This window comes from Stenotrophomonas sp. CFBP8980, assembly GCF_034046095.1.
Lineage (GTDB): Bacteria > Pseudomonadota > Gammaproteobacteria > Xanthomonadales > Xanthomonadaceae > Stenotrophomonas > Stenotrophomonas lacuserhaii.
On record NZ_JAXCXF010000001.1, the window covers coordinates 318,354 to 332,792 of the forward strand.

The window sequence follows — 14,439 nt, forward strand, 5'->3', positions numbered from 1 at the left end:
GATCCTTTTCCCGTCAGATGGCCAGGGTCTTGAGCTTCTTGCGGCTGCCGTACAACAGCACCGCAAGGGCGCGGGAAACGGTAATGGCGGTGAACATCGAGGCGAGGATGCCGACGATCATGGTCACGGCGAAGCCCTTCAACGGACCGGTACCGAACGCATACAGCGCCACGCCGGCCAGCATGCCGGTCAGGTTCGCGTCGAGGATGGTGCCCGATGCTTTTTCATAACCGGCCACGATGGCAGCCTTGGCGGGCATGCCCGCACGCAGCTCTTCGCGGATACGCTCGTTGATCAGCACGTTCGCATCCACCGACAGGCCGATCGACAACGCCAGGCCGGCAAAGCCCGGCAGGGTCATGGTGGCACCGAACAGCGACATCACCGCGACCACGATCAGCAGGTTGAACAGCATCGCCACCGAGGTGATGACACCGAACATGCGGTAGTAGACGGTGAAGAACACCAGCGTGAACAGGAAGGCGAAGCCCACCGCGGTGACACCGCGCTGCACGTTCTCCGCACCCAGGCTTGGGCCGACGATCTTTTCTTCCACGAAGTCCATCGGCGCGGCGAGCGAGCCGGATTTCAGCAGCTTGGCGAGGTCTTCGGATTCACGCTTCTCCAGGCCGGTGGTCTGGAAATTCTTGCCGAACACGCCGTTGATGTTGGCCACCGAGATGACCTCTTCCTTGACCCGGAAGCTGCGCACTTCCTTGCCGTCCACCGTTTCCACGGTGGGGATGCGCTCGGTGTAGACCACCGCCATCGGCTTGTTCACGTTGGCGCTGGTGAAGTCGAACATGCGCTGCCCGCCGACGTTGTTCAGCGTCACGCTGACCGCCGCCGAACCGTTCTGGTCGGTGGTGGCCTGCGCGGCGACCATCTGGTCACCGGTGACGATCACCCGCTTGGCCAGCAGCACCGGGCCGCGGTTGTCGCGCAGCTGGTAGACCTTGGCTTCGGGCGGAATACGGCCGCTGGCGACGGCGTCCTGCGCGTTGCCTTCGATGACGGCGCGGTATTCCAGGGTGGCGGTGGCACCGATCATGCGCTTGGCTTCGGCGGTGTCCTGCACGCCCGGCAGCTGCACGACCACGCGGTCGGCGCCCTGGCGCTGGATGATCGGCTCGGCCACGCCGAGCTGGTTGACGCGGTTGCGCAGCGTGTTGACGTTCTGCTCGATGGCGCCGTTGGCGATGGCGGCCAGTTCGGCATCGGGCAGGCTGACGGTAACGCGGTTGCCGGTGACTTCGAAGCCCAGCGTCGGCTGCGACTTGAACAGCGCATCACGGGCACGCAGTCCAGCGCCCTCGCCTGCACTCGGGCTCAGGTTGGCGACGATGGTGTTGTCCGCGCGGCGCTCGACCGACTGGTACGGAATACGCGCATCACGCAGGGTGGTACGCACGTCTTCGGTGTAGCTGTCCATGCGCTTGTCCAGCGCGGCCTTCTGGTCCACCTGCAGCACGAAATGCACGCCGCCCTGCAGATCCAGGCCCAGCGTCATCGGGCGCGCGCCCAGGTTGGACAGCCAGTCCGGCACGGTGGAGGCCAGGTTCAGCGCCACCACGTAATCCTCGCCGACGCTCTGCTTGAGCACGTCATTGGCGGCGGTCTGCGCCTGGATGTCGGGCAGGCGGACGATCAGGCTGTCGCCTTCCACTTCGGCCGCCATCGGGGTGACGCCGGCCTGCTTGAGGTCGGCCAGCACGCGGTCGCGCAGCGCTGAATCCACCAGGCCGCCGCGGTTGGCGGTGATCTGGATGGCCGGATCCTTCTGGTAGATGTTGGGCAGCGCATACAACGTGCTGATCGCCAGGACGATCAGGATGACGACGTACTTCCAGCGTGGAAATTCGAGCATTGCGAGGTTCCCGCGCGGCGCCATCCCCGGCGCCGCGGTTGTGCTTCAGAAAAGGGAGTGGATCAGACAGCCGACTTCAGGGTGCCGGCCGGCAGCACGTTGCCGACAGCGCCCTTCTGCACGCGGATGCGCACGTTGTCAGCCACTTCCAGGGTGACGAAGTTGTCGCCGATGTCGGTGACCACGCCGGCGATGCCACCGTTGGTCAGCACTTCGTCGCCGCGCTTGATCTTCTCCAGCATGGCCTTGTGCTCCTTCTGCCGCTTCATCTGCGGGCGGATCATCAGGAAGTACATGATGGCGATCAGGATGACCGGGAACAGCAGGGTGGTCATGGTGAAGCCCTGCGGTTGGCCGCCGGCAGCCTGGGCGTGGGCGGCGGGAATCAGGAAAGCAAGCAGGTTCATCGTGGAGTCCTTTGGTTGGGCGGCGCTGCGGTGCCACGAGTGGCCGGGCGCGACCGCAGATCGGTGTCAGCCGTGAAGTATGCCACGGGCCCAGGGATTCGTCCTTGGGCCCTTCGGCAGGGGGCGGCCGCTCAAAGCGGCGGGACGGCAGCCCCCCGGGCTGCGTAGAAAGACCCGCGGAAGGCCTCGAAGGTTCCCGCGGCGATGGCGGCGCGCATATCGGCCATCAACTTCTCGTAGTAGAAGAGGTTGTGGATCGTGCCCAGCATCGGCGCCAGCATTTCGTTGCAGCGGTCCAGGTGGCGCAGGTAGGAGCGGGTATAGCCGCCACTGCAGGCGAAGCAGCCGCAGCCCGGTTCGATCGGGTCCATGTCGCGCTCGTAGCGGGCGTTGCGGATGCGGACCGTGCCGAAAGAGGTGAAATAGTGGCCGTTGCGCGCGTTGCGGGTGGGCATCACGCAGTCGAACATGTCCACGCCGCGGGCCACGCCTTCCACCAGGTCTTCCGGCCGGCCCACGCCCATCAGGTAGCGCGGGCGGTCTGCCGGCAGCACTGGATTGAGGTGATCCAGCATGGCGTTGCGTTCATGCTCGGGTTCGCCCACGGCCAGCCCGCCGATGGCGTAGCCGTCGAAACCGATCTGCTGCAGGGCCTCGGCCGAGCGGCTGCGCAGGTCGGTATGCACCCCGCCCTGGACGATGCCGAACAGCGCGGCGTCGTTGCCCAGGGCATCGTGGGCATCGCGCGAACGCTGGGCCCAGCGCAGGCTGAGCTCCATCGAGCGGCGCGCGACGTCCTCGGTGGCCGGGTACGGCGTGCATTCGTCGAAGATCATCACCACGTCCGAATCCAGCACCTTCTGGATCTTCATGCTTTCCTCCGGACCGAGGAAAACCCGGGCGCCGTCGGTAGGCGAGGCGAAGGTCACGCCCTGTTCGGTGATCTTGCGGCGATGTGCCAGCGAGAACACCTGGAAGCCGCCGGAGTCGGTCAGGATCGGGCCATCCCAGCGCGCGAAGCCGTGCAGGCCGCCGTGGTCGGCGATGACATCCAGGCCGGGGCGCAGGTACAGGTGGAAGGTATTGCCGAGGATGATTTCCGCGCCCAGGGCACGCACCTGGTCGGGAAAGATGCCCTTGACCGAGCCATAGGTGCCGACCGGCATGAACGCAGGGGTTTCCACGGTTCCGCGCGGGAAGGTCAAGCGGCCACGGCGGGCACGGCCATCAGTGGTCTGGAGCTGGAACTGCAGTCGGGACATGGTGCGGTTGTTCGGGACAGATAGTTTTCTATTGTCTCGTACTTTTGGGGTTCCCGCGAAAGGCGTGGCGCCTCGGGTACTTGCGAGGGGCGCGGGGGGGGGGGCAGGCTGCACGGGACACGCCGTGAACCCGTCCATGGGGGCTCCAGTTCGGCTCCTGCCTCACAGGGTCCCGTGCAACCTGCCCCACCCGCACCTTCCGCATTCCGCGCCCGCCGCGGTGGCCGGCCGCAGGCCGGCCGCTTTTCATCCCCCACCCCACCGCACGGGCGCTCTTCGCCGGCCGCGCGCAGCCACCTGTCCGGCGAGCCGGGAACAGGCCCCACGGGACCGTTGGAGCCCCGGACGGGCGGAAACGAGACTCCATGGATGGATTCACGGCGTGTCCCGTGGGGCCTGTTCCCGGCTCGCAACACGGGGAGACAGAAACGCGCAGACCAACAGACACCCGATCAGCCCTGCGGGAACAACAACATCGCATCGCCGTAGCTGAAGAAGCGGTAGCGCTGCTCGATCGCATGCCGGTACGCCTCGAACACCCGCTCTTTGCCGGCAAACGCGGAAATCATCATCAACAGCGTGCTCTCCGGCAGATGGAAGTTGGTCACCATCGCGTCCACGCTGCGGATCCGGTACCCCGGCGTGATGAAGATCTGGGTCTCCCCGGCAAACGGCAGCAGCTCACCGTCGCGCATCGCGCTTTCCAGCGCCCGCACTACCGTGGTCCCCACCCCGATCACCCGGCCACCGGCCTCGCGCGTGCGCCGCACCTGTTGCACCAGCTCGGCGCCGACGTTCAGCCATTCGCGGTGCATCACATGGTCTTTCAGATCGTCCGCGCGGACCGGCTGGAAGGTACCCGCGCCCACATGCAGGGTGACGTGGCCAAAGCCCACGCCCTTGGCCTGCAGGGCCGCCAGCAGCGCATCATCGAAGTGCAGCCCGGCGGTCGGCGCGGCGACTGCACCGATCTCGCGCGCAAACACGGTCTGGTAGCGCTCGCGGTCGTCCAGCCCCGGCTCGCGCTGGATGTACGGCGGCAACGGCAGCCGCCCGGCATGCAGCAGCCACTGCTCCAGCGGCTCGGGCACATGGAACCGCAGCACGTAGAACTCGCCATCGCGGCCCAGCACTTCCACCTCGCCACCGGCGTCCAGCGCGATCCTGCTGCCCGGCTTGGGGGTCTTGCTGGCCCCGACCTGCGCCCTTGCCTGCTGCGCGCCCAGCAGGCGTTCGATCAGGATCTCCACGCGGCCGCCGGTCGCTTTCTGGCCGAACAGCCGCGCCGGGATCACCCGGGTATCGTTGAACACCAGCAGATCACCTTCGCGCAGCAGCGCGGACAGGTCGCGCACATGCGCATCCTGCAGCGCGCCCGGCGCCGGCGGCACCAGCAGCAGGCGGCTCGCCGAACGCTCCGGCAGCGGCGCCTGGGCAATCAGTTCAGCGGGAAGGTCGTAGTGGAAATCGGACTTCTTCAAGGGAACACGCAGCAACAGGTCGGCAATGGCGCGCATTGTACGACCGGCCACCGATGGACAGCGCAGTTGGCGGCAAACGCCCACGAAAATGCTGCCATGCAGCAGCGAACGGACGGGGTTATCGCGCAAAAAACCGCGTGCTAGCATCGAAACGGAAGTCCGAATGCACGAGCCATGACCCGACGCGCGCGCTTGCCGCGCGTTGTGCTTTTACGGGCCGTGCGACCTATCGTTTCAGGAGATCTGCAATGAGCTTCATCGAACGCCTCGCCCCCCTCCGCGCCCAGCCCGGCACCCGCCTGACCACCGGCCTGGATGACGCCACGCTGGAGCGTCTTGCCGCCTCCCACCCCGCGCTGGTGGCTGCGGCCGATGCCGCCGCGGCCGAATTTTCCCGCCTCCAGGGTGAGCTGGGCGAGGTGCTGGCGCTGGACGAACAGGCCCAGATCGACGCCATGCAGGACGGCTTCATCAACTTCTACGCCGACGATGCGGTGACCCCGTATGTCGCCTTGACCGCACGCGGCCCGTGGGTGGTCACGCTCAAGGGCGCGGTGCTGTACGACGCCGGTGGCTACGGCATGCTCGGCTTCGGCCACACCCCCGATGCGGTGCTGGAGGCGATGTCGCAGCCACAGGTGATGGCCAACATCATGACCCCGAGCCTTTCCCAGCAGCGCTTCGTCAAGGCGCTGCGGGCGGAAATCGGCCATCGCCGTGGCGGTTGTCCGTTCACCCGTTTCATGTGCCTCAATTCCGGTTCGGAAGCGGTCGGCCTGGCCGCGCGCATCGCCGATGTGAACAGCAAACTGCAGACCGATCCGGGCGCCCCGCATGCCGGTGCCGCGGTCAAGCGCGTGGTGATCAAGGGCAGCTTCCACGGCCGTACCGACCGCCCGGCCCTGTACTCCGATTCCAGCCGGCGCACCTACCAGCAGCACCTGGCCAGCTATCGCAACGAAGACTCGGTGATCGCCATCGCCCCGTATGACGAAGCCGCCCTGCGCGCGGTGTTCGACGAGGCAGCGCGCAGCAACTGGTTCATCGAAGCGGTGTTCCTGGAGCCGGTGATGGGCGAAGGCGATCCGGGACGCTCGGTACCGCCGGCGTTCTATGCGCTGGCCCGCGAACTGACCCGGGCCCACGGCAGCCTGCTGCTGATCGACTCCATCCAGGCCGGGCTGCGCGCCCACGGCGTGCTGTCAGTGGTGGATTACCCCGGCTTCGAAGGCCTGGATGCGCCGGACATGGAAACCTATTCGAAGGCGCTCAATGCCGCCCAGTACCCGCTGTCGGTGCTTGCAGTGAACGAACGCGCCGCACAGCTGTACCGCAAGGGCATCTACGGCAACACCATGACCAGCAATCCGCGTGCGCTGGACGTTGCCTGCGCCACGCTGGCCCAGCTCACCCCGGAGGTGCGCGGCAACATCGCCGAGCGTGGCCGGGAGGCACTGCGCCGGCTGGAAAAGCTCAAGGACGAACTGGGCGGACTGATCACCAAGGTGCAGGGCACCGGCCTGCTGTTCTCCTGCGAACTGGCTCCGCAGTTCAAGTGCTACGGCGCCGGTTCCACCGAAGAATGGCTCCGCCGCCAGGGCGTCAATGTAATCCACGGCGGTGAGCGCTCGCTGCGCTTCACCCCGCACTTCGGCATGGACAGCAGCGAACTGGAACTGCTGGTCGGCATGGTCGGCCGCGCCCTGCGCGAAGGTCCGCGCCGCGAGCAGGCCCAGGCCGCCTGAACCCCGCCTCTGCTGGCACCGGGCAGCCTCCGGTGCCAGCAGGTAAAATACGCCGCACACTGATCCCGCACCCCGCCCCCGGCGGGGCGCTTTCGTTCCAAGGAATACCCGATGAAGTCCCTCTGTGTTTACTGCGGCTCCAACGCGGGCAGCAAGCCGATCTATACCGAACGCGCGATCGCGCTGGGTGACCGCATCGCCCGTGACGGCCTACGTCTGGTCTACGGCGGCGGCAACGTCGGCCTGATGGGCACGGTGGCCAATGCCGCGCTGGAAGCCGGCGGCGAAGTCACCGGCGTGATCCCGCAGCAGCTGGCGGACTGGGAAGTCGCGCACCGCGGCCTGACCACGCTGGAAGTGGTCGGTTCCATGCACGAGCGCAAGTCGCGCATGTTCGAGCTCTCCGACGCTTTCGTGGCGCTGCCCGGTGGCTTCGGCACCATGGAGGAAATCTTCGAGATGCTGACCTGGCGCCAGCTCGGCATCGGCAACAAACCGTGCGCCTTCCTGGACGTGGACGGCTTCTACGCCCCGCTGATCGGGATGATCGACCGCATGGTCGAAGAGCGCTTCCTGCACCCGGCCCAGCGCGCCGATCTCTGGTACGGCTCGGACATCGACGCGATGCTGGACTGGATGCGCAGCTACGAGCCCGCGCAGGCCTCCAAGTGGATCGACGAGAAGCGCCGCAACGCCCTGGTCTAACGCGGTGCCGGGCGGCCGAGCAGGTAGCCCTGGCCGTAGTCGCAGCCCAGGTCCAGCAGGATCTGGCGCTGGCTTTCGGTTTCTATGCCTTCGGCAATGGTATTGATGCCGAGCGTGCGCGCCAGTGACACCACGCCTTCCACCAGCGCCAGCGTGCTCTGCGCTTCCGGGCCGTTGAGGCCGGCGATGAAGCTCTGGTCGATCTTCAACGTGGAAATCGGGAATCGATGCAGGTAGGACAGCGCCGAGAAGCCCGTGCCGAAATCATCCAGCTGCACCAGGATGCCGCGCTCGCGCAGCGCCTGCAGCACGCGCAGGGTGCGTGGACCTTCATCGAGCAGGGCGACTTCGGTGATCTCCAGGCGCAACCGGTGCGGGTCGGCGTCGAAGGCTTCGATCAAACCGAACAACCGGTTGCTGAACTCGGCCGAGCGGAAATGCCGCGGTGATACGTTGACCGATACATAGCCGGTACCGCCGCGTGAGAGGCCGGCGATCACCTGTTCGTAGATCAGCCAGTCCACCTGCTCGATCAGGCCACTGCCCTCGCCGAGGTCCAGGAACGCGCCCGGCAGCAGCATCCCGCGGGTTTCGTGCTGCCAGCGCAACAGCGCCTCATGGCCTACCACCACGCCATCGGTGAGCCGCACGATGGGCTGGTAGTACGGCAGGAAGTCCTGGTTGATGATCGCCCGCCGCAGGTCCGATTCCAGGTCCAGGCTGCGCATCGCCTGCTCGCGCATGTCCTCGTCGAAGATCGCACAGCGGTCGTGGCCCTGCGCCTTGGCGCGGTACATCGCCGCATCGGCATCCCGCAGCAGCTCTTCGCCGCGCTGGTAGCGCGCATTCCACAGCGCGATGCCCAGGCTGCCGGACGGGAACAGCTCGCGCCCGGCCACCCACATCGACTCCTGCAACGCCAGCAGCATGCGCTGGGAGAACTCCAACGCCTGCGCCAAGCCGTGCGGGCACTGCAGCAGGATGGCGAACTCATCCCCGCCCAGCCGTGCCACCACGTTGTCCGGGCCCAGCATCGAGACGATGCGCTTGGCCACCTCGACCAGCATCTGATCGCCAGCCGCATGGCCGATGCTGTCGTTGACCAGCTTGAAGCGATCCAGGTCAAGGAACAGCACCGCGAATTCGCCGCCCTCACCTTTGCGCGCGCGCAGCAGCGCATCTTCCAGGCGATCCAGCAGGTGGATGCGGTTGGGCAGGCCGGTCAGGCCATCGTGCATGGCCTGGTGGGTCAACCGCTGCTCGGCGCGCAACCGCTCGGCGATCTGTCCGAGCAGCTTCTCATTCACTTCGCCCAGTTCGCGGGTGCGTTCCTCCACGCGTTGTTCCAGTCCGGCATGGGCCAGCCGCAGCCGCTCCTGGTCACGTTGCCGCGCCAGTCCTGCGCCGATGTTCTGCGCCACGAAGGTCAACAGGCGCTGGTCGTGCGCGGTGAAGGCCACGTCCGGGCTGTAGCTCTGCACCACGATAACCCCGACCACTTCGTCATCGCGCAGCAGGGGCACGCCGAGCCAGCACTGCGAGCGCACGCCCGACTCTCGCACCTTGCCGGCTTCGATCATCGCGTCGATGTCGGCGCGTGCGGCCAGCAGCGGTCGCCGCTCGCGCACTACGTGTTCGGTCAGCCCCTGGCTGAAGGCGCGCGGCGCGCGCGTGACCGTGTATTCGTCGACCGAGTAGACGAACTCGAGCCCATCACCCGCCTCGTTGACCAGGGCGATGTAGAAGTTGCGCGCATCCAGCAAGGTGCCGACGATGCCATGGACCTGCGCATGGAACTGCGACAGGCTTTCGGCCTGCATCGCCAGTTCGGCGATGCCATACAGCGCGGCCTGCAGCTTTTCGGCACGGCGACGTTCGAAGACCTCATCCTGCAGGCTGCGGTTGGCGCGCTGCAGTTCCAGCGTGCGTCGTTCCACCTGCCGCTCCAGCTGCACCTGCGCCTGGCGCCGGTCCATCGCCGTGCGCACGTGCTGGGCGACGAAGCCGAGCAGCGCGCGGTCCGCCTCGCCGTAGCGGTCATGCTGGTCATAGCTCTGCACCACGATCGCCCCGCACACGCGCCCTTCGCGCAGCATCGGCACGCCCAGCCAATCCAGGCTTTCCGGCCCACGCCAGTGCTGCCCGTCCTGGCCCACGCTGGCCAGCAACTGGCGCGAGGGGCCACTGAGCGGGTGCCCATGCTGCAGCAGCGCGAAGGTCAGGCTCCCGGGCAGCTCACTTTCCGCATAGGCGCGCGAAGGATCGGCGATGAAATCATCGATCTGGTCGGCGAAGTACAGGAAGCGGATGGTCTGCCGGATATCGTCATATTCGACGATGAAGCAGTTGTGCGCGTACATCAGCGTGTTGAGGACGCGATGGACATGCCGCAGCATCTCGGCCATTTCCAGTTCGGCCCCGGACAGATCGGCGATCTCATACAGCGCCTGCTGCAGCCGCTTGGCATCTTCAAGGGCGTGGATCTGGCCGGCCTGGCGGGCCTGCTGCAGCCCCAGTTGAAGGGCTTCGCGGGCGACCGACCACCAGCCCGCGGGCACCGCTGCGCCTTCGACACGCAGGCCGATGCGCGCACCGTCGTGCTGCCATTGCTCGTGCTGCGCCTGCTGCGTCCCGGCCGCGCGCAATGACGGCATCGCCTGCGGCGGATGGCATTGGCTCCCCTGCCCCAGCAGCGGATCGTCCCAGTCCACCCACAGACAGGCGTGGCCCGGCAACAGGCCACACAGGGCCTCCAGCAAGCCGCTGGTCACCACCGCATTGCCCGGTGTTTCCATCGTGGATGCAACGATCTGACTGGACAACATGACGACCCCATGGCGCGGGAACTCCCGACACCTCCCCTGTGCGCGGAGCATAGCGCTTTCCGCGACCTGAATTTGTCGTGCCGCAACCCCGTTCCGCCCCTGCGCGCGTTGACGCTCCGGACATGCCCATTCCTGCTCCCTCGGCCACCTCCCTGCGCCCCCTGATGAGCGGCTATGCGCCGCCGCGGGCAGGCCTTACCCTGTCCCCCGTGGATACCGCCGCCCTGCCAACCGATGAAGCCTTGATGCTGGCCTGGGCCGGCGGCGACCTGCCCGCCTTCCAGGCGCTGTACGAGCGCCACCGCCGGCGCCTGCACGGGTTCCTGGTGCGCCAGCTGCGCGACCCCGGCTTGGCCGAGGAAATGTTCCAGGATGTGTGGCAGCGGGTGATCGCCGCCCGCGCCGGCTGGCAACCGGACGCCGCCTTCAGCACCTGGCTGTTCCGTATCGCGCATAACCGCCTGAACGATCATTGGCGCGCGGCGCGCCACCGCCCACCCGCACCGGCTGACGCCGAAGCGCGGGTGGAAGGGGTGGTCGACGGCCACACCCCGGAAACCGAACTGAGCGGCTTCGAACAACGGCGCCGGGTGCAGCAGGCGATGGATGCCTTGCCGGCGGAGCAACGCGAGGTGCTGCTGCTTCGACTGGAGCAGGAACTCAGCCTGGAGGAGATCGCCGAGGTCACCGGCGTCGGCCGGGAAACCGTCAAGTCGCGCCTGCGCTATGCGATGGACAAACTGCGTGCAGGATTGGCCCCATGAACAGCCGCGATCCCCTCACCCCCGAAGAGCGCGAACTGGCCCGGCTGCTGGGTGGCCGGCTGGACAAGGCACCGCCGCCCGCCGTGGATGCCGCCGTGCTGGCCGCCGCGCAGGCCTCGGTGCAGTCCGCGCCCGCCGGGCAGGATGCCGGGCCCATGGGCGCGGACGAGGCACCGACGCAGGCTCCGCGTCGGCAGCGTCGTCGTGCGCGTTGGCCGACGGTGGCGGGCATCGCCGCGTCGGTGGTTTTCGCCGTCGGGCTGGCCTGGCAAATGCAGCCGCAGCGGGAGCCGCCGCCGGCCCCATCGCTGCAGGAAATGGCCACGCCCGCTCCCCGACCGGAAGCTGATCCACCTGCGCCAGAACCCATCGCAGATACAGCACCTGCAACGCCCGCCAGTGCCGCCATGCAGCGCGTGCAACCAAAGCCAGCGCCGAGGCCGCCCCTGCAGGGGCAGGTACCGGAGGCACCGGAGCAGGCAACCGCGCCCGCCCAAGTGGACGCCGCGCCCGTGCCGCAGGCATTCCGCGCACGCGCAGCGGAATCGGCGCGCATCGCCCCATCACGGCCGGCGCCGCCAGCCGCACCGTCGCCTGCCGCAGCGGTGATGGCCGCACCGGCGCCTGCCGCGGAGGCGTTCGCCAAGCCTGCACGCACGCCGCAGGACATGGTCGCGCAGGATACCGCCGAGGTGGCTGCTGCGACGGCATCGGCACCACTGAGTGCAGCGGCGGTGCAGCAGGAAGTGGAGGCCGATGCACGACTTACGCGGCGGCAGTGGTTGCAGAAGATCCGCCATCGGCGTGATGCCGGTGACGTGGATCTGGCGCGGGCCAGCCTGGAGCGTTACCTGGCGCAGTACCCGGAAACCCGCCTCCCGCGTGACCTGCAGCCGCTGCTCGCCGACTGACTCCGCGCCCTGGTCGGCACGTGCCTGGCGTGCGCACGGTAAGATCGCAGGGATGCTCGATACCCTCGCCGCTGCCGTCGACCACTGCCTGGAGATCAAGCACAGTCGTTTCCTGGCCCACGCCGCGCCGATCCGTGATGCCGGCCACGCCCTGGAGTTCCTGCAGCAGGTCGCCGTGGCCGATGCCACGCACAACTGCTGGGCCTACCGGCATGGCAATGAGTACCGTTCCAGCGATGACGGCGAGCCATCAGGCACCGCCGGCCGCCCGATCCTCGCGGCCATCGACGGCCAGGGGTTCGACAGGGTCATGGTGGTGGTCACCCGCTGGTATGGCGGCATCAAGCTGGGTGCCGGCGGGCTGGTGCGCGCCTACGGCGGTACTGCCGCCGAGTGCCTGCGGACCGCGCCGCGTGAGCCGCTGGTGGCGCTGGCACGGCTGCAGATCCACGCGCCTTTCGAGGACCTCGGCGCACTGCACGCTGCCCTCGCCGCTCACCTGGCGGTCAAGCAGGAAGAAACCTTCACCGCCGATGGCGCCAGCATGCGGGTCGAACTGCCGGCCGACCAGTGCGATGCATTGAAAACACGCCTGCGCGACGCCACCCGTAACCGGGTACGCCTGCACTCTCCTTCCGAGTCCCACCCTGATGACTGACACCGACGCGTCCCGCCCCGCCCTCAAGCGCCTTGGCAGCCTGGGTACGCTGTGGCCTTTCGTGCGCCGCCACGCGGGGTTGTTCAGTGCCTGGCTGGTGGCGCTGGCGGTGTCCTCGGCGGCCACGCTCAGCCTGCCACCGGCGGTCAAGCAGATGATCGACCATGGCTTCACCGGCGGCGGCCAGATCAACCGCGCCTTCGCCTTGCTGATGGTGGTGGCGGTGGTGATGGCGCTGGCAACCGCCGCGCGTTTCTTCTTCGTCTCGCTGCTCGGCGAAAAGGTCGTCGCCGACCTGCGCGCGCAGCTGTACGGCCACCTGATCACGCTCGGCGCCGGCTTCCATGACCGCAATCGCAGTGGTGAACTGGTCTCGCGCCTGACCGCCGACAGCGAACTGCTGCGCAGCGTGATCGGCTCCACCATGTCGGTGGCACTGCGCAGCAGCGTCACCGTGGTCGGCAGCCTGGTGATGCTGTTCGTGACCAGCCCGCGGCTGGCCGCCTGGGCCCTGCTCGGGATTCCCCTGGCGGTATTGCCGATCGTGCTGGGTGCGCGCCGTCTGCGCGGGATTTCGCGCGACAGCCAGGACCGCATCGCCGACGCCAACAGCCTGGCCGCTGAAACCCTGGGCGCGGTCCGCACCGTACAGTCACACGCACGCGAGCCCTACGAACGCGGCCGCTTCGACCATGCGCTGAAAGACTCGATCCGTGCTGCCCGGCGGCGCATCCGCGCGCAGTCGCTGGTCACCGCCAGTGCCATCCTGCTGGTGTTCGGCGCCATCGTCGGCGTGCTCTGGCTGGGCGCGCATGACGTGATCGCCGGTCGCCTGTCTGCCGGTACGCTCGGACAGTTCGTGCTGTACGCGCTGATCGGTGGCGGGTCGGTGGGGGCGCTGGCCGAAGTGTGGAACGAACTACAGCGCGCGTCCGGCGGCATGGGGCGCATCAGTGAACTGCTGCAGGAAGACGTTGAGATCCGCGCGCCGGCCTCGCCGGCGGTATTGCCGGTTCCGTTGCGCGGCGAGATCCGTTTCGACGACGTGGTGTTCCACTACCCGCAGCGCCCGGACACTGCCGCGCTGGAGCATTTCAGCCTGCACGTGCGGCACGGCGAAACGGTCGCGCTGGTGGGCCCCTCCGGTGCCGGCAAGAGCACCGTGCTGCAGCTGCTGCTGCGTTTCCACGATCCGCGCTCCGGTGCGTTGAGCGTGGACGGCATCGACCTGCGCGCGATGGACCCAGCGGCGCTGCGCGCCCAGCTGGCGCTGGTGCCGCAGCAGCCCACCCTGTTCGCCGCCAGCGCACGCGACAACATCCGCTATGGACGACTGGAAGCCAGCGATGCCGAGGTGGAAGCCGCTGCCCGCGCCGCCGAAGCCGATGAGTTCCTGCGTGCGCTGCCGGAAGGGTATGACAGCGAGCTGGGCGAGCGCGGCGCACGCCTTTCCGGTGGTCAGCAGCAGCGCATCGCCATCGCCCGCGCCCTGTTGAAGGATGCCCCTATCCTGTTGCTGGACGAAGCGACCAGCGCGCTGGACGCGCAGAGCGAACGCGCCGTGCAGCAGGCGCTTGAACGCCTGATGGCAGGCCGCACCACGCTGGTGATCGCGCATCGCCTCGCAACCATCCTCAAGGCCGACCGCATCGTGGTGATGGACCACGGCCGCATCATTGCCCAGGGCACCCACGAACAGCTGCTGGCCGAAGGCGGCCTGTACGCGGAACTGGCTCGCCTGCAGTTCATCGACTGACCACGCGCGGATAACAAGCGGCGGCGCACGCTTGCCCCGCAGACCCGTGGAGTGAAGG

11 protein-coding genes are annotated in these 14,439 nt (G+C 67.8%); 6 read left to right on the forward strand and 5 right to left on the reverse strand.

Going from position 1 to position 14,439, the window contains the following annotated elements; translation table 11 throughout:
• Positions 1–13 precede the first annotated feature (13 nt).
• The 4 genes from secD to queA all read right to left on the reverse strand — a co-directional run bounded on the left by secD (position 14) and on the right by queA (position 5,053).
• Positions 14–1,867 (reverse strand): protein translocase subunit SecD, encoded by a 1,854-nt coding sequence (gene secD, locus SOM47_RS01470; protein WP_320504583.1) that lies wholly within the window; start codon positions 1,865–1,867, stop codon positions 14–16.
• Positions 1,868–1,929: 62 nt separating this feature from the next.
• A complete protein-coding gene (yajC, locus tag SOM47_RS01475) occupies positions 1,930–2,274 on the reverse strand; it encodes a preprotein translocase subunit YajC (protein ID WP_042615071.1) in 345 nt (114 codons plus the stop codon).
• A gap of 131 nt (positions 2,275–2,405) precedes the next feature.
• The gene (gene tgt, locus SOM47_RS01480; RefSeq protein ID WP_042615072.1) at positions 2,406–3,536 is read right to left on the reverse strand and encodes a tRNA guanosine(34) transglycosylase Tgt; all 1,131 of its coding nucleotides are present in this window, start codon (positions 3,534–3,536) and stop codon (positions 2,406–2,408) included.
• A gap of 452 nt (positions 3,537–3,988) precedes the next feature.
• Positions 3,989–5,053 (reverse strand): tRNA preQ1(34) S-adenosylmethionine ribosyltransferase-isomerase QueA, encoded by a 1,065-nt coding sequence (queA, locus tag SOM47_RS01485; protein ID WP_320504584.1) that lies wholly within the window; start codon positions 5,051–5,053, stop codon positions 3,989–3,991.
• Between the two features lie 212 nt (positions 5,054–5,265).
• Here queA and SOM47_RS01490 point away from each other — a divergent pair, with 212 nt between their 5' ends.
• A complete protein-coding gene (locus SOM47_RS01490) occupies positions 5,266–6,762 on the forward strand; it encodes an aminotransferase class III-fold pyridoxal phosphate-dependent enzyme (RefSeq protein ID WP_320504585.1) in 1,497 nt (498 codons plus the stop codon).
• A 111-nt stretch (positions 6,763–6,873) separates the two neighbouring features.
• A complete protein-coding gene (locus SOM47_RS01495) occupies positions 6,874–7,467 on the forward strand; it encodes an LOG family protein (RefSeq protein ID WP_057687281.1) in 594 nt (197 codons plus the stop codon).
• On the opposite strand, the gene SOM47_RS01500 is transcribed toward SOM47_RS01495, so the two are convergent.
• Positions 7,464–10,292, reverse strand: coding sequence for a bifunctional diguanylate cyclase/phosphodiesterase (locus SOM47_RS01500; RefSeq protein WP_320504586.1), 2,829 nt, complete (start codon positions 10,290–10,292; stop codon positions 7,464–7,466). The two genes, SOM47_RS01495 and SOM47_RS01500, sit on opposite strands and share 4 nt — an antisense overlap.
• A 245-nt stretch (positions 10,293–10,537) precedes the next feature.
• Between SOM47_RS01500 and SOM47_RS01505 the strand changes: the two genes are divergently transcribed.
• From SOM47_RS01505 to SOM47_RS01520, 4 genes are read left to right on the forward strand one after another with little or no spacing between them, the layout of a single operon-like run.
• Positions 10,538–11,056: an RNA polymerase sigma factor gene (locus SOM47_RS01505; RefSeq protein WP_042615415.1), complete on the forward strand. Its 519-nt coding sequence runs from the start codon at positions 10,538–10,540 to the stop codon at positions 11,054–11,056.
• Complete coding sequence (locus SOM47_RS01510; RefSeq protein ID WP_320504587.1) at positions 11,053–11,967, forward strand: hypothetical protein; 915 nt, start codon at positions 11,053–11,055, stop codon at positions 11,965–11,967. The genes SOM47_RS01505 and SOM47_RS01510 overlap by 4 nt, the downstream gene beginning before the upstream one ends.
• Before the next feature lie 52 nt (positions 11,968–12,019).
• Positions 12,020–12,625: an IMPACT family protein gene (locus tag SOM47_RS01515; RefSeq protein ID WP_320504588.1), complete on the forward strand. Its 606-nt coding sequence runs from the start codon at positions 12,020–12,022 to the stop codon at positions 12,623–12,625.
• A complete protein-coding gene (locus SOM47_RS01520; protein ID WP_042615413.1) occupies positions 12,618–14,381 on the forward strand; it encodes an ABC transporter transmembrane domain-containing protein in 1,764 nt (587 codons plus the stop codon). The genes SOM47_RS01515 and SOM47_RS01520 overlap by 8 nt, the downstream gene beginning before the upstream one ends.
• Positions 14,382–14,439: the final 58 nt, after the last annotated feature.